The following is a 21,877-nucleotide window of genomic DNA, read 5'->3' on the forward strand; positions in this document are numbered from 1 at the left end:
GAAGCATAACCGCTTGTCGAAACTGTAATTTCTATCAGTTCCGAATGACGCATCTCTAGAGGGATAACTCTGATCCGGAGCTTGGCATGTGCCGCAACCCATTTCGCCAACCTCGACACTCCAAGGAATACATCATGGCGCTTGAAGCCCCAACGCTTACAGGAATCACAACCCGGCCCGACGATCAGGAAACTGTCGTGGTGTTGTCGAAGCTCCAAGGAGATCTGGAAGTCTGCATTCCCGATTCCGCATATTCCTCGCCTTACAACGAAGCCTTTGCAATCTTGAATCTGGACAAGGGCGACCTGGAATGGCGGGGGAAAAAGATCCCTACCGGACAATACAACGAAGACATTGACGACGTCGCAAGAACGCCAAACCTGAAAGTTTACGTCTCCAGAGAAGAAGTGAAGAGACACGTAAACAAGACAGTCACGCTGTGCTACCAGATCGGCGGCGAGAACGAACCACAAACCAGCTCACTGCTGACATTGCGCATCGAATGGTAATCAGTCATGCCAACGAAACATCGATTTAACTTTCCGACCAGCGCCCAGCTCAAGCCGCTGGTCATGCCAATGGAATTCGACCTGCACGTGAGCATTGGAGATTGGGTCGAATTTGAGTTGATGCCGGGAAAAACCCTGGAGGTCACTCAAAAAAAATTCAAGGTATTGAGTGATAACACAGTCGAGTACATCGACTATGTGACGGTGCCAGTGGAAAATCCTGTGCTCCCCTAAACCCGCTGCGCCTCAGCCTCTTCATGGGCATGACGCAACCGCTCGCGGCTGTTGGTCAGGTGCAGGCGCATGGCGGCGCGGGCGGCATCGGAGTCCTGGCGGGCGATGGCATCGTAGATTTCTTCGTGCTCGCGGCTCAGGCGATTCATGTAGTGCTGCTGATCGTCATGGGCCAGCCGCGCGGAGTTGAGCCGAGTGCGCGGAATGATGCTGGTGCCCAGGTGAGTCATGATGTCGGTGAAGTAACGGTTGCCGGTGGACAGGGCAATCTGCAGGTGGAACTGGAAGTCCGAAGCCACGGCATCACTGGCGTGAGACACGCTTTCGTTCAGCGCATCCAGTGCCGCGCGCATCAAGGCCAATTGCTCGGGACTGCGACGCTGGGCAGCGAGGCCGGCGGATTCCACTTCGAGACTGATGCGCAATTCCAGGATCGCCAGCACGTCACGCAAGGTGACCACGGTTGCCGGGTCGATGCGAAAACCACTCGGGCTCGGTGTGTCGAGAACGAAGGTGCCGATACCATGGCGGGTCTCCACCTGCCCCGCCGCCTGCAAACGGGAAATCGCCTCGCGCACCACCGTGCGGCTGACACCATGGGCATCCATGATCGCCGACTCGGTGGGCAACTTGTCGCCACGCTTGAGGTGACCGTCGCGGATCTGCTCGGACAGCACCGTCACCAGTTCCTGAGCGAGGCTGCGGCGCTTGCGAGGTAGGCGTGGTGCGTCGTTCGGGTTTTCCATGGTGGACGTCTGTCTCGAAATATTCGGCTGCTGAAACCGCATCATAGCGCAACGCGGTTGTACGATCACCACCACCCCTGGTAGGAGCAAAGCTTGCTCGCGATGAACGATCACGCGGTCCCAGGTCGAAAACCGCATGATGGTGATCGCGAGCAAGCTTTGCTCCTACAGAGGCATGATGTTTATGCGGTCACGGCCTGATCCACCAGATGCCCATTTTCGATACGCACATGCCGTGGATGGAAGCGCTTGAGACTGCTGCGATGGCCAACGCTGACAATGCTCAGCCCGGGCAATTCGTCGATCAGTGCCTGATACAGCGACGCTTCGTCCTCTTCATCCATCGCCGAGGTCGCTTCGTCCATGTACAGCCATTGCGGGGCGTAAAGCAGCGCGCGGGCAAAGGCCAGTCGCTGTTGCTCACCCGGCGAGAGCATGCGTTGCCAGTGATTGGCTTCATCAATACGCGCCACCAGATGCGGCAATCGGCAGGTTTCCAGGACGTGCGCATAACGCTCGCTCTGATACGTACCGCCATCCTGTGGATAACTCAGCGCTTCACGCAACGTACCGATCGGCAGATACGGCTTTTGCGGCAAGAACAGATAACGCGCCGCCGGCAGACGAATGCTGCCGTGACCGGACGGCCACAGATGCCCCATCGCCCGCAGCAACGTCGACTTGCCGCTGCCGGAACGCCCGCTGAGCATCACGCGCTCGCCCTCCTCCACAGTCAGGTCGGCATTGGTCAGCAAGTGACGGCCGTCGGCCAGGTCCAGGCCCAGGTTGTGCACTTTCAATGCATCACCCTGGTTCTGCACATCGATGGCCGGTGCGCGCTGTTCGTTGTCGGTCATGGCCTGACGGAAGCTGAGCAGACGATCGCAGGTGGCGCGCCAGGAAGCCAGGCTTTGGTAGGCACTGATAAACCAGCTGAAACTTTCCTGCACATTGCCGAACGCCGAGCTGATCTGCATCAACTCGCCCAGTTCGATCTTGCCCGCCAGGTAACGCGGCGAAGCAACGATGAACGGAAAGATAATGGCAGCCTGGTTGTAACCTGCCGTAAAGAAGGTCAGGCGCTTGGACACCTTCATGATGTCCCAGAAATTGTGCCAGACCATCCCGAAGCGGCCGCTCAAGCGACGATTTTCGTTCGGCTCGCCGTTGTACAACGCGATGCTTTCGGCATTCTCACGAATCCGCACCATGGAGAAACGCAGGTCGGCCTCGAAGCGTTGTTGTTGGTTGTTCAGACCGATCAAGCGACGACCGATCAAATGCGTCAGCCAACTGCCCACCACGGCGTAAACCAGCACGCACCAGAACATGTAGCCGGGAATGGTGATACCGAAGACTTCGATACTGCCCGACACGCCCCACAAAATGATCGAGAACGACACCAGGCTGACGATATTGCGCAGCAGACCGATACCCAGTTCAAGGGTGTTGTTGGTGAAGTTGTTGAGGTCTTCGGAAATCCGCTGGTCCGGGTTATCGGTGTAGCCGCCCTGCTCCAGCTGGTAGTAATTCTTGTCGTTGAGCCACCGCGTGAAATGTTTTTCGGTCAGCCAGGCCCGCCAGCGGATCGTCAACATCTGAGTCAGGTAGAGGCGATACACCGCACCGACAATCGCCACCGCCGCAATCGCGCAGAAGTACAGGATCAGGCGCCAGAAAGCGGCTTCGTCTTTCTGTTGCAGCGCGTTATAGAAATCCTTGTACCAGGTGTTGAACCACACCGAGATGCCCACGCTGATCAGTGACAACGCGATCACCGCGATCAACAACGCCCAGGCCTTGGCCTTCTCCTCACTTTGCCAGTAAGGCGTGATCATCGCCCACACTTTGCGAAAAAACTGCCCGCGCACAGCATCGTTGACCGCGGAGTACTCAGCGTTCTGGTTCATGGATAAGGCTCAATAGAGAAAAGTACACGCACGAACCGATCATAGATGATCGGTTCGGTTTGTCGCGAGGAGCGGCCCGCATTCGTTCAGCGCAGGTTCAGCGACGAACGGGGCGCTTCTGCAGTTTGCGCTGCAGCGTGCGGCGGTGCATGCCCAGGGCGCGGGCAGTGGCGGAAATGTTGCCTTCGTGTTCGGTCAAAACCCGCTGAATGTGTTCCCACTGCAAGCGGTCCACCGACATCGGGTTTTCCGGCACCAGGCTGTCGAGGTCGGCGTGTTCGGACAGCAGCGCCGCCAATACGTCGTCGGCATCGGCCGGTTTGCACAGGTAGTTGCAGGCACCACGCTTGATCGCTTCGACGGCGGTGGCAATGCTTGAGTAACCGGTGAGGATGACCACGCGCATTTCCGGGTCCATTTCCAGCAACTTGGGCAACAACACCAGGCCGGAATCGCCATCCATTTTCAGGTCCAGTGCGGCGTAGTCCGGCAGATCGGCCTTGGCCAGTTCCAGGCCTTCCTCGGCGGAGCCAGCCGTGCTGACGCGGAAACCACGGCGAGCCATGGCGCGAGCCATGACGCGGGTGAAGGTGGCGTCGTCATCGACCAGCAGCAAATGCGGCAGTTCTTCGCCTTCGACTTGGGTTTCGTCACTCATGTTGGTCTCCTCGGGCGACACGGGGCAGGCGCAGCTCGGTGAGCGTGCCACCTTCCTCATGACTGTAGAGTTTCACTGAGCCGCCGGCGCGTGTCACGCTGGCCTTGCTCAAAAACAGGCCCAGGCCGAAGCCTTTGCCCTTGGTGGTAAAAAACGGTTTGCCGATCTGTTCGGCGATAGCCAATGGTACGCCTGCGCCGTAATCGCGGATGCTGATGGTGAGGTTTTCGGCGTCCCAGTCCAGCGTCACCTGCAAGCCCTCCGGGCAGGCATCAGCGGCATTGTTGAGCAAATTCAGCAAGGCCTGGGTCAGGTCAGGCGGTGGCGCCATGCGTGGCACCGTGCCCTGGCCGAGGCGCTGGAAGCGGTAACTGGCCTCCGGACGCATCAGGTGCCAGCGATTGAGCGCTTCGTCGAGCCAATCGGTAACGTCCTGCATTTCCACCGCCAACCGGCGATTGGCCTCGGCGGCGCGTACCAGTTGCTGCAAGGTCTCTTTGCACAACTTGACTTGATCCTGCAACACGCTCAGGTCGTCCTGCAACATCGGGTCGTGATGGTCCTGGCGCATTTCCTTGAGCAGCACGCTCATGGTCGCCAATGGCGTACCCAGCTCATGCGCCGCGCCCGCGGCCTGGGTGGCGACAGCCAGGAGCTGTTGGTCGCGCAGGCCTTCTTCACGGCGGATGGCGCGCAACTCTTCCTGTCGGCGCAGTTCTTCGGCCATGCGAGCGGCGAAGAAGGTGATCACCGCCGCCGCCAGGGCGAAACTCAGCCACATCCCGTACACCTGCAGGTTTTCCCGGGCGATGGGGAAGGTTTGTAGCGGATAGAAGCGTGCCAGCAACAGGGTGTACATCGTCAGCGCGATGCCCGACAGGATCACCGAATAACGCCACGGCAACGTTACGGCAGCGATGGTCAGCGGCACCAGATAATAGGAAACGAAGGGGTTGGTCGACCCCCCGGAGAAATACAGCAAGGCACTGTGGATAAACAGGTCGCAGGCCAGTTGTACGGCGTATTCCAGCTCGGTCACCGGCCATGAGGTGCGCAAGCGAATCGCGGTGAATGCACACAGCAGCATTGAGCAACCGAGGGTGGCGGCCAGTTGAAACCAGGGCAACGGCAACAATTCGAACCAGTAGGCCAGGCCTACCGACCCGGCTTGGGCAGCCAGTACCAAAGTCCGGATGAAAGTCAGCCGCCAGAGATTCTGGCGAGTGGCGGAAGTGATTTGAACGGGGGCGAGCATGAGCTCTCCTGATGAGCGCTCCAGGCGGATCATTGGGAGTATAACCAAGCGGCGCCTTCAGAAGCGAAAGTGCGGCAAACGACCACATGCCAAATCTGATAACGCTGTGGTGGCGAGGGAGCTTGTCGGATCGCCGCACCGTCCCGCTGGACTGCGTAGCAGGCCCGCTCCATCGTACCGGGTAAAACAGGGAGGTCCTGCAATCCGACTTTGCGACTGCTTCGCAGCCGAATGGGAGCAAGCTCCCTCACCACAAAAAGCCCAGCACACGTTATCTGTATAGAAGTTGTAACTGTGCGAACCGGATCATTATCGCTAGAGTCTGATGGGTTCACGCAGGCCCGAACGATTCCCTGCACATCATCCCAGGAGCTTTCATGCACACATTCCGCCGCAGCGCCGCCCTCCTTGCCCTGAGCGTTGGCGCTTTCGCCAGCCTCCCGACCCTGGCGGCCGACGAGCTTCATTACAACCAGATTTCCCTGCGCGCCGAAGTCAGCCAGGAAGTGGCTCGCGACTTGATGATCGTGACCCTCTACACCGAAGAACAAAACACCGACCCGGCCAAACTCGCGGCCGACGTCAGCACCACCATGAACAAGGCGCTGGCCCAGGCCAAACAGGTCAAGGACATCACCCTGCGCCAAGGCAGTCGCAACAGCTATCCGATCTACGACACCAAAGGCCAGAAGATCACCGGCTGGCGTGAACGCGCCGAGTTGCGCCTGGAAAGCACCGACTTTGCCGCCCTGTCGAAGTTGACCGGCGAACTGCTCACAGACCTGAAGATGGGCGGCATGGACTTCGCCATTGCCACGCCAACCCGCAAGGCCAGCGAAGACACCTTGCTCAAGGAAGCAGTGACTGCCTTCAAGGCACGGGCGCAACTGGCAACCGATGCGCTGGGCGGCAAAGGCTACAAAATCGTCAACCTGAACCTCAACAGCAACGGCTATCCGCAACCGTACATGCGCGCGCCGATGATGATGAAAGCGGCCAGCATGGACGAAGCGGCGCCGGTCACTCCACAAGTCGAAGCCGGCACCAGCCAGGTCAGCATGACGGCTGACGGCTCGATCGAAGTGCTGATGCCCTGAGTCGAAGCCACCATGCAATCAGGCGATCACTTGGTGATCGCCTTTTTTTTTGCAAACTGCCATCTATGCTCTATCTGCGACGACAGAAATCCCTGAAAAACAGCCACAGTTGCACTTCGTACAACTCGACCAATTGCAGTGCAACGATAACCACTCCCATCAATCTCTACCCACCCCTTTAGAGCGGGGTATAAATAGGTAACACCTCGCCCCACCCACGGGCAACCCAAGCTATATTCGCACCACAAAGGTGCACTAAATGCACTGCAAAAATGCCGCGCAAACGGTCAAATGCGTCAACTTTTATACAAATGCGACATTAAGGTACGTTCGTGCCACCGTTTAAGACCTGCAGTCGCTCAAGATCTTGCATTGGGTATGCCCCCTGCATAAGTATCCGCAGGCACGACTCACGAGGTCGTCCTCAAAATTAAAAAATGACAACAAATCATGAGGCCACCATGCTTAAACAAGCGGTCATTCCGTTTTTAGTCGGCGCCAGCTTATTGGCCGCCGCACCGTTCGCCCAAGCTGCGACCAACCTGGTGTTCTGCTCCGAAGGAAGCCCGGCCGGTTTCGATCCAGGTCAATACACCACCGGAACCGACTTCGACGCCTCTGCAGAAACCATGTTCAACCGCCTGACCCAGTTCGAGCGCGGCGGCACCGCTGTCATTCCTGGTCTGGCGACCAGCTGGGACGTCTCCGATGACGGCCTGACGTACACCTTCCATCTGCGCGAAGGCGTCAAGTTCCACACCACTCCTTACTTCAAGCCGACCCGTGAGTTCAACGCCGACGACGTGCTGTTCACCTTTAATCGCATGATTAACAAGGATGACCCGTTCCGCAAAGCGTACCCGACCGAATTCCCGTACTTCACCGACATGGGGATGGATACCAACATCACCAAGATCGATAAAGTCGACGACAAGACCGTCAAGTTCACCCTCAAGGACGTAGACGCCGCGTTCATCCAGAACATGGCCATGAGCTTCGCCTCGATCCAGTCCGCCGAGTACGCCGCCCAGCTGCTCAAGGAAGGCAAGGCCGCCGACATCAACCAGAAGCCGGTCGGCACTGGTCCGTTCGTGTTCAAGAGCTACCAGAAAGACTCCAACATCCGCTACACCGGGAACAAGGACTACTGGAAGCCGGATGACGTGAAGATCGACAACCTGATCTTCGCCATCACCACCGACCCGTCGGTACGCATCCAGAAACTGAAGAAAAACGAGTGCCAGGTCACCCTGTTCCCGCGTCCGGCCGACCTCAAGGCGCTGCGTGAAGACAAGACCCTGAAGCTGCCTGACCAGGCTGGTTTCAACCTCGGTTACATCGCCTACAACGTGATGGACAAAGTCAAGGGCAGCAACGAGCCGAACCCGCTGGCCCAACTGAAAGTGCGTCAGGCACTGGACATGGCGGTCAACAAGCAGCAGATCATCGACTCGGTTTACCAGGGCGCCGGCCAACTGGCCGTCAACGCCATGCCGCCGACCCAGTGGTCCTACGACACCACCATCAAGGATGCCAAGTACGACCCTGAGAAAGCCAAACAGCTGCTCAAGGAAGCCGGCGTCAAGGAAGGTACCGAGATCGTCCTGTGGGCGATGCCGGTGCAGCGTCCATACAACCCGAACGCCAAACTGATGGCTGAAATGCTCCAGTCCGACTGGGCCAAGATCGGCTTGAAAGTGAAGATCACCAGCTACGAGTGGGGCGAGTACATCAAGCGCTCCAAAGGCGGCGAGAACCAGGCAATGCTGATTGGCTGGAGCGGTGACAATGGTGATCCCGATAACTGGCTGAACGTGCTGTTCGGCTGCGACTCGCTGGAAGGCAACAACTTCTCCAAGTGGTGCGACAAGAAGTTTGACGACATCGTCAAGCAAGCCAAGCGCACTTCGGATCAAGGCAAGCGCACCGAACTGTACAAGCAAGCGCAACACGTCCTCAAAGACGCTGTTCCAATGACACCTATCGCTCACTCGACGGTGTTCCAACCCATGCGCGCCAATGTGCAGGACTTCAAGATCAGCCCGTTTGGCTTGAATTCCTTCTACGGCGTCAGCGTCAGCAAATAAGATCGGGTAACGGCGACGTCCTGGACGTCGCCGTTACTTTATCAACCGAGAAAGCAGGAATTCGCCTACATCCAAGTCGACTGCTGCTTACAGCAGAACGTCAGGCCACGTAGTCATTTCCTACGAGACTTTCGGACTCTTCGCATTTACTGCCGGAGCCACGGTTCATACCGTCGGTATCCGACCAGCTCATGCGTGGGTCATCGGTTTGTTTGCTGCACGTCATGGCTTGAAACCAGTGAAGCCTCGTCGTCTACGCACGGATTGCAGGCTCATTGTCACAACACTGAACAAGAGAGAGCGTCATGCGCCATACCTTGGTTTTATCTGCACTGCTGGGCACCGGTCTGCTGGCCGCTACCTCCATGGGCCACGCGGCCAGTAACAGCCTGGTGTTCTGCTCCGAAGGCAGCCCCGCCGGGTTCGATACGGCGCAATACACGACAGCGACTGACAATGATGCCGCCGAGCCGCTGTACAACCGGCTGGCAGAGTTTGAAAAAGGCTCGACCAATGTCGTACCGGGCCTGGCCACAAACTGGGATATTTCCGAGGACGGCCTCAAGTACACCTTTCACCTGCGCCCAGGGGTGAAGTTTCACACCACCAAATATTTCACCCCAACCCGTGAATTCAATGCCGACGACGTGCTGTTCACCTTCAACCGCATGCTCGATCCGCAACAACCTTTCCGCAAGGCCTACCCGACAGAGTTTCCGTACTTCAACGGGATGAGCCTGAACAAGAACATCGCCAAGGTTGAAAAGACCGGGCCGCTGACCGTGGTCATGACGCTCAACAGCGTCGACGCCGCGTTCATTCAGAACATCGCCATGAGCTTCGCCGCCATTCTCTCTGCCGAGTACGCCGACCAGCTGCTGGCCGAGGGCAAGCCGAGCGACATCAACCAGAAGCCGATCGGCACCGGGCCGTTCGTGTTCAAGAGCTATCAGAAAGACTCGAACATCCGTTACACCGGCAACAAACATTACTGGGCGCCTGAGCGCGTCAAGCTCGACAACCTGATCTTCGCCATCAACACCGACGCTTCGGTACGTGTGCAGAAACTCAAGGCCGACGAGTGCCAGATCACCCTGCATCCGCGTCCGGCCGATGTCACCGCGCTGAAGAACGACCCCAAGCTGCAACTGATCGAGAAGCCCGGCTTCAACCTCGGCTACATCGCCTACAACGTGCGCCACAAACCGTTCGACCAGCTTGAAGTGCGTCAGGCGCTGGACATGGCGGTGAACAAGCAAGGCATTCTCAACGCCGTTTACCAGGGCGCGGGGCAACTGGCGGTCAACGCCATGCCGCCAACCCAGTGGTCCTACGACGACACCGTCAAGGATGCCGCCTACAACCCGGAAAAAGCCAAGGAATTGCTCAAGGCTGCCGGCGTCAAGGAAGGCACCGAGATCACTTTGTGGGCCATGCCCGTCCAGCGTCCGTACAACCCAAACGCCAAGTTGATGGCCGAGATGCTCCAGGCTGACTGGGCGAAAATCGGCCTCAAGGTCAAGATCGTCAGCTATGAATGGGGCGAGTACATCAAGCGCACCAAGAATGGCGAGCACGACGTCAGCCTGATCGGCTGGACCGGTGACAATGGTGACCCGGACAACTGGCTCGGCACGCTGTACAGCTGCGATGCCATCGGCGGCAACAACTATTCCATGTGGTGTGATCCGGCTTACGACAAGCTGATCAAGCAAGCCAAGGTCGTGACCGACCGCGACCAGCGCACCGTCCTCTACAAACAGGCGCAGCAGTACCTCAAGCAGCAGGTGCCGATCACGCCAGTCGCCCACTCGACGGTCAATCAGCCGTTGAGCGCCAAAATCGAAGGGTTCAAGGTCAGCCCCTTCGGTCGTAACGTTTTCTCGGGTGTCAGCATCGAAAAATAAAACCGTGTAGCTGAATCGCTGGGGGCGTACTGCGCCCCCATGCAGGCGCCTTGCCGTAATTCGCCCAAAAGGCATGCAGCAAACGTTTGCGTTGCGTGAAAGAGTTCCAAAGCAATAGCCGTTCATCAAAAAAGAACGGCATAAAAAAAAGAAATAAAAAGGAGCTTCACCCATGAAACTGAGCAGCACCGCAATACTGGCCCTGGCCATCAGCAGCGTGACCGCCACGGCTTACGCTGAAACCCAGAGCCAGGCTTTCACACCGGTTACCGTGAAAGAAAAATCCGCTCAAAGCGAAGCCACTGGCTTTGTGGAAGGCCAGTCGATTACCGGCACCACGCGTAACTGGTACGCCAATGAACAACTGAAACGCGGCGGCAAGTTCCGCTACAGCAAAGACGGCGCATTGCCGGAAACCGATCGCCGTATCAACTGGGTGCAAGGCACCATCCTCAAGTACAACTCGGGCTTCACCGAGGGCACGGTCGGCTTCAGCACTGAAGTCGCCGCCTACAACGCCATTGCACTGGAACGTGATCGCGAAAACCTGGCTGCCGGCAACGGTGGCGCGCCGAAGACCGGCGCCTTCTCGGGTAACAACCGTACCCTGACCGAGAAAGGCGGCGATGCGGTGGGCCAGTGGAGCAAACTGGGCCTGGCCAACGTCAAGGCGCGCGTATCCAACTCCACCCTGACTGCCGGTCGCCAGAGCTACAGCAGCCCGCAAGTCGACACCATCGGCAACCGCGCCCTGCCTTCGAGTTTCGAGGGTGTGAGCCTGAACGTCGCTGAGCTGGAAAACCTGACCTTTGATATCGCGACCTTCGATCGCGTGTCTCCGCGTATGGAACAAAGCCTGCAAAAATTCCGTACGGAATACGCTAACGGCCGCGTGGAATCCGATCACATTTACACGGGCGGCATCACCTACACCCCATTCTCCAGCCTGACCACCAGCCTCTGGGCAACCCAGGCTGAAGACATCTGGAACCAGTACTACTTCGGCGCTACCCACGTGCTGGGCGACAGCCAGGTGCTGAGCCTGACCACTGGCCTGAACTATTACAAAACCCAGGAAGAAGGCAAGGCGCTGATCGGCGACATCGACAACGATACTTACTCGCTGTCGTTCGGCCTGACCCACCAGGCTCACACCTTGACCTTCTCGTATCAGGAAGTGAACGGTAACGAGTACTTCGACTACCTGCACGAAACCAACGGCATCTACCTGGCCAACTCCCTGCTGTCGGACTTCAACGGCCCGAACGAGAAATCCTTCCAGGTGGCGTATGGCCTGAACATGGCTGAATACGGTGTGCCAGGCTTGAAATTCAACATCTACCAGGCGCGTGGCTGGGGCATCGACGGCACCCACTACACCGGCAACAAAGGCGTCGCTGGCAAAGGCTACGACGGTGTGCAGGAACAGGACGGCGAACACCACTACGAATACGGTATCGGTGCCACTTATGCAGTTCAGAGCGGTCCGTTCAAGGCCACCACGATCCGCGGCACCTACACCGCTCACCGTGCCAGCAAGTTCCAGTCCGATGGCAGCATCAACGAGTTCCGTCTCGTGACCACCATCCCGTTCAATATTCTGTAATGCATTGGGCCGAACGGTGCGCTCAGCGATGAGTCGCCGTTCGGCTTTTGTCCTTTAACGATTGCAGAGGGTTCTTGATGAAAATGCTTCCCCTACGTGCGGCCATCGCGGTCGCCTTGCTGAGTGTCGCTGTTGGCGTATCGGCCAAACCCCTGGTGGTTTGTACCGAAAACAGCCCCGAAGGCTTCGACATGGTCCAGTACACAACTGCAGTCACAGCCGATGCGGTGGCGGAAACCATTTTCAATCGCCTGGCAGATTTCAAGCCCGGCACCACGGATGTGATTCCGGCACTGGCCGAATCCTGGGACATCAGCGAAGACGGTCTGACGTACACGTTCCACCTGCGCAAAGGCGTCAAATTCCACACCACCGAATACTTCAAGCCGACCCGCGACATGAATGCCGACGACGTGGTCTGGAGCTTCCAGCGTCAACTGGACCCGAATCACCCATGGCACAAACTGTCGAGCGTGGGCTTCCCCTACTTTGAAAGCATGGGCTTCAAGGAACTGCTCAAGAGTGTCGAAAAAGTCGATGACAACACGGTCAAGTTCACCCTGACCCGCCGTGAAGCGCCGTTCCTGGCTGACATCGCCATGGCCTTCTCCTCGATCTATTCCGCCGAGTACGCCGATCAGTTGCTCAAGGCCAACAAAACCGCCGATCTGAACAACAAACCGGTCGGTACCGGCCCGTTCATCTTCCAGCGTTATAACAAGGACGCCCAGGTTCGCTTCAAGGCCAACCCGGACTATTTCCGTGGCAAGCCACCGGCCGAGGCGCTGATCCTGGCCATCGCCACCGATAACAACGTGCGCCTGCAGAAGCTCAAGGCGAACGAGTGCCAGGTCGCGTTGTACCCGAAGCCGGACGACATCCCGAGCATCAAGAAAGACCCGAACCTGAAAGTCGATGAACTGAACGCGATGACCGTCGCCTACATCGCCATCAACACCCAGCACAAATACCTGAGCGACGTGCGCGTGCGTAAAGCCATCGACATCGCCTTCGACAAGGAAGCGGCGGTCAACGCGCTGTTCGGCAAAGGCAATGCGACCGCGGCGGTCAACCCGTTCCCGGACACCCTGCTGGGCTATAACCACGACATGAAGAATCCGGTCCGCGACCTGGACAAGGCTCGTGCCCTGCTCAAGGAAGCCGGCGTACCGGAAGGCACGGTTTTCACCCTGTTCACCCGCAACGGTGGTGGCGCGACCAACCCGAACCCGATGCTCGGCGCGCAGATGATGCAGGCTGACCTGGCCAAAGTCGGGATCAAGGTCGACATCCGCGTCATGGAATGGGGCGAAATGCTCAAACGCGCGAAAAACGGTGAGCACGATATGGTTTCCGCCGGATGGGCGGGCGATAACGGCGACCCGGATAACTTCCTTACGCCTATGCTCAGTTGCGAAGCGGCCAAGAACGGCGAAAACTACGCACGCTGGTGCAATGACAAGTTCCAGGCACTGCTCGATCAGGCCCGGGAAAAAACCGACCCGGCCGAGCGTGCAGCCCTGTACGAACAGGCTCAGGTTATTTTTAACCAGGACCAGCCATGGATCAGCATGGCGCACACTAGAATGTTCACCGCAATGCGCAACAACGTAGAGGGCTATCACATTAGCCCCCTCACCACGAATAACTTCGCCACCACCCAGGTGAAGTAAATAAGAAAACTCCCGGCAAGCCTGATCCAGGCCTGCCGGGCACGCCTAACCGGCTGATGAGGTACACCACACGATGTTTAGTTTTATTGCCCGCCGACTGGGGTTACTGATCCCCACGTTCTTCGGCATCACCTTGCTGACTTTCGCGTTGATACGCATGATCCCTGGCGACCCCGTGGAAGTCATGATGGGAGAACGCAGGGTCGACCCCGAAATGCACGCTCAGGCAATGGAACGCCTAGGTCTGAACAAACCCCTCTATGCCCAGTACCTGGATTACATCGGCAAACTGGCCCACGGCGATCTCGGGGAATCCCTGCGTACCCGTGAGAGCGTCTGGACCGAGTTCACCTCCCTCTTCCCCGCGACCCTGGAACTGTCCATGGCCGCCCTGTTGTTCGCCGGCATCCTGGGCCTGCTGGCCGGGGTGATTGCGGCACTCAAGCGAGGATCGCTGTTCGACCACGGGGTGATGGGCGTCTCCCTCGCGGGGTACTCGATGCCGATCTTCTGGTGGGGCCTGATCCTGATCATGTTCTTCTCGGTGAGCCTGGGCTGGACCCCGGTATCCGGGCGGATCGACCTGCTCTACGACATTGAGCCGCGTACCGGCTTCATGCTGATCGATACACTGCTGGCCGATGACGTCGGCGCGTTCTTCGATGCGCTGCACCACCTGATCCTGCCGGCCATCGTGCTGGGGACCATTCCATTGGCGGTGATCGCGCGAATGACCCGCTCGTCGATGCTCGAAGTGCTGCGTGAAGACTACATTCGTACCGCCCGCGCCAAAGGCCTGTCGCCATCGCGTGTGGTATTCGTCCACGGCCTGCGTAACGCGCTGATCCCGGTACTGACCGTGGTTGGCCTGCAAGTCGGCACCCTGCTGGCCGGCGCGGTCCTGACCGAAACCATTTTCTCCTGGCCGGGCATCGGCAAATGGCTGATCGAAGCCATTGGCGCCCGTGACTATCCGGTTGTACAAAACGGCATCCTGTTAATCGCCTGCCTGGTGATTCTGGTCAACTTCGTAGTGGACATCCTCTACGGCTTTGCCAACCCACGCATCCGTCATCAGCGCTGAGGTCAATACCCATGAGCACTCCAACATCCTCAGTAGCCACCGCCGCGTCCGCCGTGGATCAAAGCCTGCTGTACCCGTCGCCGTACAAAGAGTTCTGGCAAGCGTTCTCCAGGAACAAAGGTGCCGTTGCCGGCCTGATGTTCATGCTGCTGGTGATTTTCTGCGCCATCTTCGCCCCGTGGGTTGCCCCCCATGACCCGAGCGAGCAATACCGTGACTTCCTGCTGACCCCGCCAGCCTGGCTGGAAGGCGGGCAGATCCAGTTCCTGCTCGGCACCGATGAACTGGGTCGTGACCTGCTGTCACGCCTGATCGAGGGCTCGCGGCTGTCGTTGCTGATCGGCTTGTCGTCGGTGGTGATGTCGCTGATCCCGGGCATCCTGCTGGGTCTGTTCGCCGGTTTCTTCCCGAAAGCCGTCGGCCCGACCATCATGCGCCTGATGGACATCATGCTGGCCCTGCCATCGCTGCTGCTGGCCGTGGCGATCGTCGCCATCCTCGGCCCTGGCCTGATCAACACCGTGATCGCCATCGCCGTCGTGTCCCTGCCGTCCTACGTTCGCCTGACCCGCGCCGCGGTGATGGGCGAACTGAACCGCGACTACGTGACCGCCGCGCGCCTGGCCGGTGCCGGCCTGCCGCGCCTGATGTTCGTGACCGTGCTGCCCAACTGCATGGCGCCCCTGATCGTTCAGGCGACCCTGAGCTTCTCCTCGGCGATTCTCGATGCTGCCGCCCTGGGCTTCCTCGGCCTTGGCGTACAACCGCCAACCCCTGAGTGGGGCACCATGCTGGCCTCGGCCCGCGACTACATCGAACGCGCCTGGTGGGTAGTCAGTCTGCCTGGTTTGACCATTTTGCTCAGCGTGCTGGCAATCAACTTGATGGGTGACGGCCTGCGCGACGCGCTGGACCCGAAACTCAAGAACGCCGCCTGAGGAGATTCCAATGTCACTGCTAGAAATCAAGAATCTCAACGTTCGCTTCGGCGACAAAAACGCTACGCCAGTGGTCGATGGCCTCGACCTGAAAGTCGACAAAGGCGAAGTGCTGGCCATCGTTGGCGAGTCGGGTTCGGGTAAATCCGTGACCATGATGGCGCTGATGGGCCTGATCGAGCACCCTGGCATCGTCACCGCCGACTCGCTCAGCTTCGACGGCAAGGACATGCTCAAGCTCAGCAACCGTCAGCGTCGGCAGATCGTCGGCAAAGACCTGTCGATGGTCTTCCAGGACCCGATGACCGCGCTGAACCCAAGCTACACGGTGGGTTTCCAGATCGAAGAAGTGCTGCGCCTGCACCTGAAAATGTCCGGCAAGGCCGCTCGCAAGCGCGCCATTGAGTTGCTGGAAAAAGTTGAAATCCCGGGCGCGGCCAGCCGCATGGAAGCCTACCCGCATCAACTGTCCGGTGGCATGAGCCAGCGCGTCGCGATCGCCATGGCGATTGCCGGCGAACCGAAACTGCTGATCGCCGACGAACCGACCACCGCGCTGGACGTAACTATCCAGGCGCAGATCATGGACCTGCTGCTGGCCTTGCAGAAAGAGCAGAACATGGGCCTGGTGCTGATCACCCACGACCTCGCCGTCGTGGCCGAAACGGCCCAGCGCGTGTGCGTGATGTACGCCGGCCAGGCCGTCGAAGTCGGCCAGGTGCCGCAACTGTTCGACATCCCGGCGCACCCGTACAGCGAAGCGCTGCTCAAGGCGATTCCGGAACACAGCCTGGGCGCCTCGCGCCTGTCGACCCTGCCGGGCATCGTGCCCGGTCGCTACGATCGCCCGCAGGGCTGCCTGCTGTCGCCGCGCTGCCCGTACGTGCAGGACAACTGCCGCGTGCAACGTCCGGCCCTTGACCCGAAAAGCAACAGCCTCGCCCGCTGCTTCTACCCGCTGAACCAGGAGGTGGCGTAATGGCCGTCGTACTTACCGCCCGCGACCTGACCCGTCACTACGAAGTGTCCCGAGGCCTGTTCAAGGGTCACGCCACCGTGCGCGCCCTCAACGGCGTGTCATTCGAACTGGAAGCCGGCAAGACCCTCGCCGTCGTCGGCGAGTCGGGCTGCGGCAAATCCACCCTGGCCCGCGCCCTGACCCTGATCGAAGAGCCGTCTTCGGGTTCCCTGAAAATCGCCGGCCAGGAAGTCGCCGGCGCCGACAAGGCCCAGCGCAAGCAACTGCGCAAAGACGTGCAGATGGTGTTCCAGAGCCCATACGCGTCGTTGAACCCACGGCAGAAAATCGGTGATCAACTCGCCGAGCCGCTGCTGATCAACACCAACCTGTCGGCCACCGAACGTCGCGAGAAAGTCCAGGCGATGATGAAGCAGGTGGGCTTGCGTCCCGAGCACTACCAGCGCTATCCGCACATGTTCTCCGGCGGCCAACGCCAGCGTATTGCGCTGGCTCGGGCGATGATGCTGCAACCGAAAGTGCTGGTGGCGGACGAACCGACCTCGGCGCTGGACGTGTCGATCCAGGCGCAGGTGCTGAACCTGTTCATGGATTTGCAGCAAGAGTTCAACACCGCCTACGTGTTCATTTCCCACAACCTGGCGGTCGTTCGCCATGTTGCCGACCACGTGATGGTGATGTACCTCGGCCGTCCGGTGGAAATGGGGCCGAAGGAAGACATCTACACCCGTCCCCTGCACCCCTACACCCAGGCGCTGTTGTCGGCGACACCGACCATCCACCCGGATCCGGACAAGCCGAAAATCAAGATCGTCGGCGAACTGCCCAACCCGCTGAACCCGCCGCCCGGCTGCGCTTTCCACAAGCGCTGCCCATACGCCACCGAGCGTTGCAGCACTGAAGAGCCGGCCCTGCGCCTGCTCGACAGCCGCCAGGTGGCGTGCCATTACGCCGAGCAATTTGTACACGGCGCGGCATAAAAACCGCCTTGAAAAAAATGCAGGAGCCAGCCTGGCGATTACGGAATATCAGTCGACATCTGCGTCGACTGGCACACCGCAATCGCTAGCAGGCTAGCTCCCACAGGAACTGAGTTGAGCAAAAACCCCTTCTACTTCCGGTAGAAGGGGTTTTATTTTGTCTGTAAATCTAAGTCTGGCTATCACCTTCGTCGGCTTCATCGGAGTCCGGGTCATCGGTCATCGAGTCGTCGTCCCCCGCGCTGCCACCCTGGCCCTTGTCGCCCGGCTCCGATTCGGACTTGGCGATCATCAGCTCAGCATGCCCTGCCTGACTGCTTGAAGCCTGAGTTTCATGATCCTCGCACTCAGCCCAGACCGCCGAGCTGCCGAGGGCCAACATCACCAACACCTTCAACATCAAAATAACGCGTAGCAAGCTGTTCATGGCCGAATCCGTCCTTCGTAGAGTGCCTGTCTGGCGCTTAGTGAAATCTAGTTCCGATTAACTCGGTTCTCCAGATAGGATGCTGAAGCTGAGCCGTAAATGCCGTGAATCGGCAGATTGCTTTCGAATAAGCCCTATACCCAAATCCACTAAAGCATCAGGCCATTGACCAGGCATTAAAAAGCCCCGGTGCTTTCGCCACGGGGCTTTTGGTCTTGCAGCTCAGCGCTTAATGATGCTCACGCGTCGCACGGAATTTCACGTCCGGCCAGCGCTCTTCCATCAGTGCCAGGTTGACCCGGGTCGGGGCGAGGTAGGTCAGGTGACCGCCGCCGTCCAGCGCGAGGTTTTCCACGGCCTTGTTGGAGAATTCCTCAAGCTTCTTCTTGTCGCTGCATTCGATCCAGCGCGCCGAGTAAACGGTGATCGGCTCGTAGGAGCACTCGACCTTGTATTCCTCTTTCAAACGGCTGGCGACCACATCGAACTGCAGCACACCGACGGCGCCGAGGATGATGTCGTTGCTGCGTTCCGGGAAGAACACCTGGGTCGCGCCTTCTTCGGCCAGCTGTTGCAGGCCCTGGCGCAGCTGCTTGGATTTCAGCGGGTCTTTCAGGCGCACACGGCGGAACAGTTCCGGAGCGAAGTGCGGGATGCCGGTGAAGCCCAAGACTTCGCCTTCGCTGAAGGTGTCGCCGATCTGGATAGTGCCGTGGTTGTGCAGGCCGATGATGTCGCCGGCAAATGCTTCTTCCAGTTGCTCACGCTCAGAGGAGAAGAACGTCAAGGCGTCGCCGATCCGCACGTCCTTGCCGGTGCGCACGTGGCGCATCTTCATGCCTTTTTCGTACTTGCCCGAGCAGATACGCATGAAGGCGATGCGGTCGCGGTGTTTCGGGTCCATGTTCGCCTGGATCTTGAAGATGAAGCCGGAGAACTTCTCCTCCACCGGCTCCACGGTGCGCTCGTTGGCCACCCGGGCCAGAGGGCGCGGAGCCCAATCAACCACAGCGTCGAGAACATGGTCGACACCGAAGTTGCCCAGCGCCGTACCGAAGAACACCGGGGTCAACTGACCGTCGAGGAATTCCTGCTGGTTGAACTCATGACAGGCCCCTTGCACCAACTCGAGCTGTTCGAGGAAGCGCTCGTATTCGTCGCCCAGGTGCGCGCGCGCTTCATCGGAATCAAGCTTCTCGATGATCTTGGTTTCGGTGCGCTCATGACCATGACCGGCGGTGTAGACGATGATGTAGTCATCGGCCAGGTGATACACGCCTTTGAAGTCACGGTAGCAGCCGATCGGCCAGGTGATCGGCGCGGCCTTGATCTTCAGGACCGCTTCGATTTCGTCGAGCAGTTCGATCGGGTCGCGGATGTCACGGTCGAGTTTGTTGATGAAGCTGACGATCGGCGTGTCACGCAGACGGCAGACATCCATCAGCGCAATGGTCCGTGGCTCTACACCTTTACCGCCGTCGAGCACCATCAACGCCGAGTCCACCGCCGTCAGGGTGCGATAGGTATCTTCGGAGAAGTCTTCGTGGCCCGGGGTGTCGAGCAGGTTGATCATGTGCTCGCGGTACGGGAACTGCATGACCGACGTGGTGATGGAGATACCACGCTGCTTTTCCATTTCCATCCAGTCGGAGGTGGCATGGCGGTCGGACTTGCGAGACTTCACCGTGCCGGCTACCGCAATCGCCTTGCCCATCAGCAAGAGCTTTTCGGTGATCGTGGTTTTACCGGCATCGGGGTGGGAAATAATGGCGAAAGTGCGGCGTTTCGCGACTTCGGCGGCCTGTTTGGTCATGGGAAATCGCCTGGCAGGTGATTCAAAAAAGGGCGCAGATTATAGCCCAAGTTGATCGAAGAACCGAACCGTTGAGCACATCAGGGGTGGCCAAATGCTGTTTCAGATGGGAACCTTTTGAATCACGGAGACGTCCACTCCCCCGTTACGACCATTCGTCAGGGGATGAAACATCTGCATTGTCGGCCTGACGAGGCTGCGCTTATGGCTCGATAAGCCGTACGCCGTCCCTACAGGGCGCGCGCTCGGTATCAGCTACTTCTCGCGAACGTTTTTTCCGGCAGCCAGGCATGGCATGCCACACGGAATGGCGTTCGCCGACTGAAAAAAAGGAGTCCGCCTGTGGCTATTCGCTATGGCAAAGGGCTGATAGGAGGCGTGCTGGTAATCGCCCTTCTGGCCCTGCTGATCCACTGGATCGGCATCAACACGATCGAACATTACCGCGACGATTTGTTGTTTTACCTGCAAGCTCATCTGATTCTCGTCCTCGCCTCCATGCTGGCCGCCCTTGTCGTGGGCATCCCTGCCGGCATATTCCTCAGCCGCCCGAACATGATCGGCCGCGCCGAGCGCTTCATGCAGTTCTTCAATATCGGCAACACGGTTCCGCCTCTCGCCGTTCTGGCCATCGCCCTCGGCATCCTCGGCATCGGCAGTGGCCCGGCGATCTTCGCCCTCTTCCTCGCCTCCTTGCTGCCCATCGTGCGCAACACCTACGAAGGCCTGAAAAACGTCCAGGGCTCACTCAAGGAAGCCGCGGTCGGTATCGGCATGACGCCCACTCAAGTGTTGTGGCGTGTCGAATTGCCCAACGCCGTGCCGATCATCATCGGCGGCGTGCGCGTGGCACTGGCAATCAATGTCGGAACCGCGCCGCTGGCCTTCCTGATCGGCGCCAACAGCCTCGGCAGCCTGATCTTCCCCGGTATTGCCCTGAACAATCAGCCGCAACTGCTGCTCGGCGCCGCGTGTACCGCGCTGCTGGCCTTGTTGCTCGATGGCCTGGTGACCCTCGCCAGCCGTCTCTGGCTCGAACGCGGTTTGCGCCCGTCTTAAGCCTCGGCAAAGGAATCGTCATGAAAACATCAAGCTTTTTACTGGGCTGCGTTCTGCTGTTTGCAGGATTTGCCCAAGCCGCGGAAAAACCGGTTATTCGCATCGGCGCCCGGGTGTTCACCGAACAGACCCTGCTGGCGGAGATCACTTCGCAATACCTGCGTACCAAAGGTTACGAGGTGCAAGTCACCGGCGGCCTGGGCAGTAACCTCGCCCGCAGTGCCCACGAAAGTGGGCAACTGGACATGCTTTGGGAATACACCGGCGTGTCGTTGGTTTCCTACAACCATGTCACTGAAAAACTCGGCAGCGAACAGTCCTACGCACGAGTCAAAGAACTCGACGCGAAAAAAGGCCTGGTCTGGCTCACTCCGTCGAAGTTCAGCAACACCTACGCCCTCGCCCTGCCGAAAAACGTCGCTGACCAGTACCCACAGATCAACACCATCAGCGAGCTCAACACGGTGCTGCGCAAGGAAGCCCAGACCAACAACCTGGTGGCGCTGGACACCGAGTTCGCCAATCGCTCGGACGGACTCGACGGCATGGTCGAGCTCTACGACATGAACCTGACCCGCAAGAACATCCGCCAGATGGACGCTGGCCTGGTCTATACCGCGCTGCGCAACGGCCAGGTGTTTGCCGGACTGGTCTACACCACCGACGGTCGACTCAACGCCTTCAAGTTGAAACTGCTGGAAGACGACAAGCATTACTTCCCGGACTACACCGCCGCACCGGTGGTGCGTCAGGCCTACCTTGATGCGCATCCGCAACTCGCCGAACAGCTCAAGCCACTGGCTGAACTGTTCGACGACGACACCATGCGCGAGCTCAACGCACGGGTCGATGTCGAGCATCAAAGTCCGTCAGCCGTCGCCGCCGATTTCCTGCGCCGACACCCGATTAACTAAG

Annotated in this window: 19 protein-coding genes; 13 read left to right on the forward strand and 6 right to left on the reverse strand. The window is 59.0% G+C overall.

The window, feature by feature from the left end; all coding sequences use genetic code 11:
- Window positions 1–134 precede the first annotated feature (134 nt).
- Window positions 135–509, forward strand: a complete 375-nt coding sequence (locus D8U69_RS22200; protein WP_056855006.1) for a hypothetical protein — start codon at window positions 135–137, stop codon at window positions 507–509.
- 6 nt (window positions 510–515) lie between these two features.
- A complete protein-coding gene (locus D8U69_RS22205) occupies window positions 516–743 on the forward strand; it encodes a hypothetical protein (RefSeq protein ID WP_130908127.1) in 228 nt (75 codons plus the stop codon).
- On the opposite strand, the gene D8U69_RS22210 is transcribed toward D8U69_RS22205, so the two are convergent.
- The 4 genes from D8U69_RS22210 to D8U69_RS22225 form a co-directional block, all read right to left on the reverse strand.
- Window positions 740–1,489: a FadR/GntR family transcriptional regulator gene (locus D8U69_RS22210; RefSeq protein WP_177336588.1), complete on the reverse strand. Its 750-nt coding sequence runs from the start codon at window positions 1,487–1,489 to the stop codon at window positions 740–742. The two genes, D8U69_RS22205 and D8U69_RS22210, sit on opposite strands and share 4 nt — an antisense overlap.
- Before the next feature lie 182 nt (window positions 1,490–1,671).
- Entirely contained in the window at window positions 1,672–3,399 is a 1,728-nt protein-coding gene (locus D8U69_RS22215) for an ABC transporter ATP-binding protein/permease (RefSeq protein WP_130906258.1), read from the reverse strand.
- Window positions 3,400–3,496: 97 nt separating this feature from the next.
- Window positions 3,497–4,057 carry a response regulator transcription factor gene (locus D8U69_RS22220; protein ID WP_056855003.1) on the reverse strand — a complete coding sequence of 187 codons (561 nt, stop codon included), beginning with the start codon at window positions 4,055–4,057 and terminating at the stop codon, window positions 3,497–3,499.
- Window positions 4,050–5,312: an ATP-binding protein gene (locus D8U69_RS22225; protein ID WP_130908128.1), complete on the reverse strand. Its 1,263-nt coding sequence runs from the start codon at window positions 5,310–5,312 to the stop codon at window positions 4,050–4,052. The genes D8U69_RS22220 and D8U69_RS22225 overlap by 8 nt, the downstream gene beginning before the upstream one ends.
- Window positions 5,313–5,689: 377 nt before the next feature.
- Between D8U69_RS22225 and D8U69_RS22230 the strand changes: the two genes are divergently transcribed.
- From D8U69_RS22230 to D8U69_RS22270, 9 genes are all read left to right on the forward strand, one after another.
- A complete protein-coding gene (locus D8U69_RS22230; protein ID WP_056855001.1) occupies window positions 5,690–6,409 on the forward strand; it encodes an SIMPL domain-containing protein in 720 nt (239 codons plus the stop codon).
- Between the two features lie 461 nt (window positions 6,410–6,870).
- Window positions 6,871–8,496, forward strand: a complete 1,626-nt coding sequence (locus D8U69_RS22235) for an ABC transporter substrate-binding protein (protein WP_130908129.1) — start codon at window positions 6,871–6,873, stop codon at window positions 8,494–8,496.
- A 305-nt stretch (window positions 8,497–8,801) separates the two neighbouring features.
- Window positions 8,802–10,403: an ABC transporter substrate-binding protein gene (locus tag D8U69_RS22240; RefSeq protein WP_056854999.1), complete on the forward strand. Its 1,602-nt coding sequence runs from the start codon at window positions 8,802–8,804 to the stop codon at window positions 10,401–10,403.
- Window positions 10,404–10,575: 172 nt separating this feature from the next.
- Window positions 10,576–12,009, forward strand: coding sequence for an OprD family porin (locus tag D8U69_RS22245; protein WP_130908130.1), 1,434 nt, complete (start codon window positions 10,576–10,578; stop codon window positions 12,007–12,009).
- A gap of 77 nt (window positions 12,010–12,086) precedes the next feature.
- The gene (locus tag D8U69_RS22250) at window positions 12,087–13,682 is read left to right on the forward strand and encodes an ABC transporter substrate-binding protein (RefSeq protein WP_130908131.1); all 1,596 of its coding nucleotides are present in this window, start codon (window positions 12,087–12,089) and stop codon (window positions 13,680–13,682) included.
- A gap of 73 nt (window positions 13,683–13,755) precedes the next feature.
- Entirely contained in the window at window positions 13,756–14,766 is a 1,011-nt protein-coding gene (locus D8U69_RS22255; protein ID WP_056854996.1) for an ABC transporter permease subunit, read from the forward strand.
- An 11-nt stretch (window positions 14,767–14,777) separates the two neighbouring features.
- Complete coding sequence (locus D8U69_RS22260; RefSeq protein WP_056854995.1) at window positions 14,778–15,704, forward strand: ABC transporter permease subunit; 927 nt, start codon at window positions 14,778–14,780, stop codon at window positions 15,702–15,704.
- A 10-nt stretch (window positions 15,705–15,714) separates the two neighbouring features.
- Window positions 15,715–16,683 carry an oligopeptide/dipeptide ABC transporter ATP-binding protein gene (locus tag D8U69_RS22265; protein WP_056854994.1) on the forward strand — a complete coding sequence of 323 codons (969 nt, stop codon included), beginning with the start codon at window positions 15,715–15,717 and terminating at the stop codon, window positions 16,681–16,683.
- Complete coding sequence (locus tag D8U69_RS22270; RefSeq protein ID WP_056854993.1) at window positions 16,683–17,663, forward strand: peptide ABC transporter ATP-binding protein; 981 nt, start codon at window positions 16,683–16,685, stop codon at window positions 17,661–17,663. Before D8U69_RS22265 ends, D8U69_RS22270 begins: the two co-directional genes overlap by 1 nt.
- A gap of 169 nt (window positions 17,664–17,832) precedes the next feature.
- Here the strand turns inward: D8U69_RS22270 and D8U69_RS22275 are convergent, their stop codons facing one another.
- The gene (locus D8U69_RS22275; protein ID WP_056854992.1) at window positions 17,833–18,090 is read right to left on the reverse strand and encodes a hypothetical protein; all 258 of its coding nucleotides are present in this window, start codon (window positions 18,088–18,090) and stop codon (window positions 17,833–17,835) included.
- A gap of 229 nt (window positions 18,091–18,319) precedes the next feature.
- Window positions 18,320–19,903 (reverse strand): peptide chain release factor 3, encoded by a 1,584-nt coding sequence (locus D8U69_RS22280; protein WP_007973058.1) that lies wholly within the window; start codon window positions 19,901–19,903, stop codon window positions 18,320–18,322.
- A 342-nt stretch (window positions 19,904–20,245) separates the two neighbouring features.
- Between D8U69_RS22280 and D8U69_RS22285 the strand changes: the two genes are divergently transcribed.
- Together D8U69_RS22285 and D8U69_RS22290 are read left to right on the forward strand one after the other, a co-directional pair.
- Window positions 20,246–20,962: an ABC transporter permease gene (locus D8U69_RS22285; RefSeq protein ID WP_056854991.1), complete on the forward strand. Its 717-nt coding sequence runs from the start codon at window positions 20,246–20,248 to the stop codon at window positions 20,960–20,962.
- Between the two features lie 20 nt (window positions 20,963–20,982).
- Entirely contained in the window at window positions 20,983–21,876 is an 894-nt protein-coding gene (locus D8U69_RS22290) for a glycine betaine ABC transporter substrate-binding protein (protein WP_130908132.1), read from the forward strand.
- Window position 21,877: the final 1 nt, after the last annotated feature.

Source organism: Pseudomonas sp. Sample_16 (genome assembly GCF_004307665.1).
Lineage (GTDB): Bacteria > Pseudomonadota > Gammaproteobacteria > Pseudomonadales > Pseudomonadaceae > Aquipseudomonas.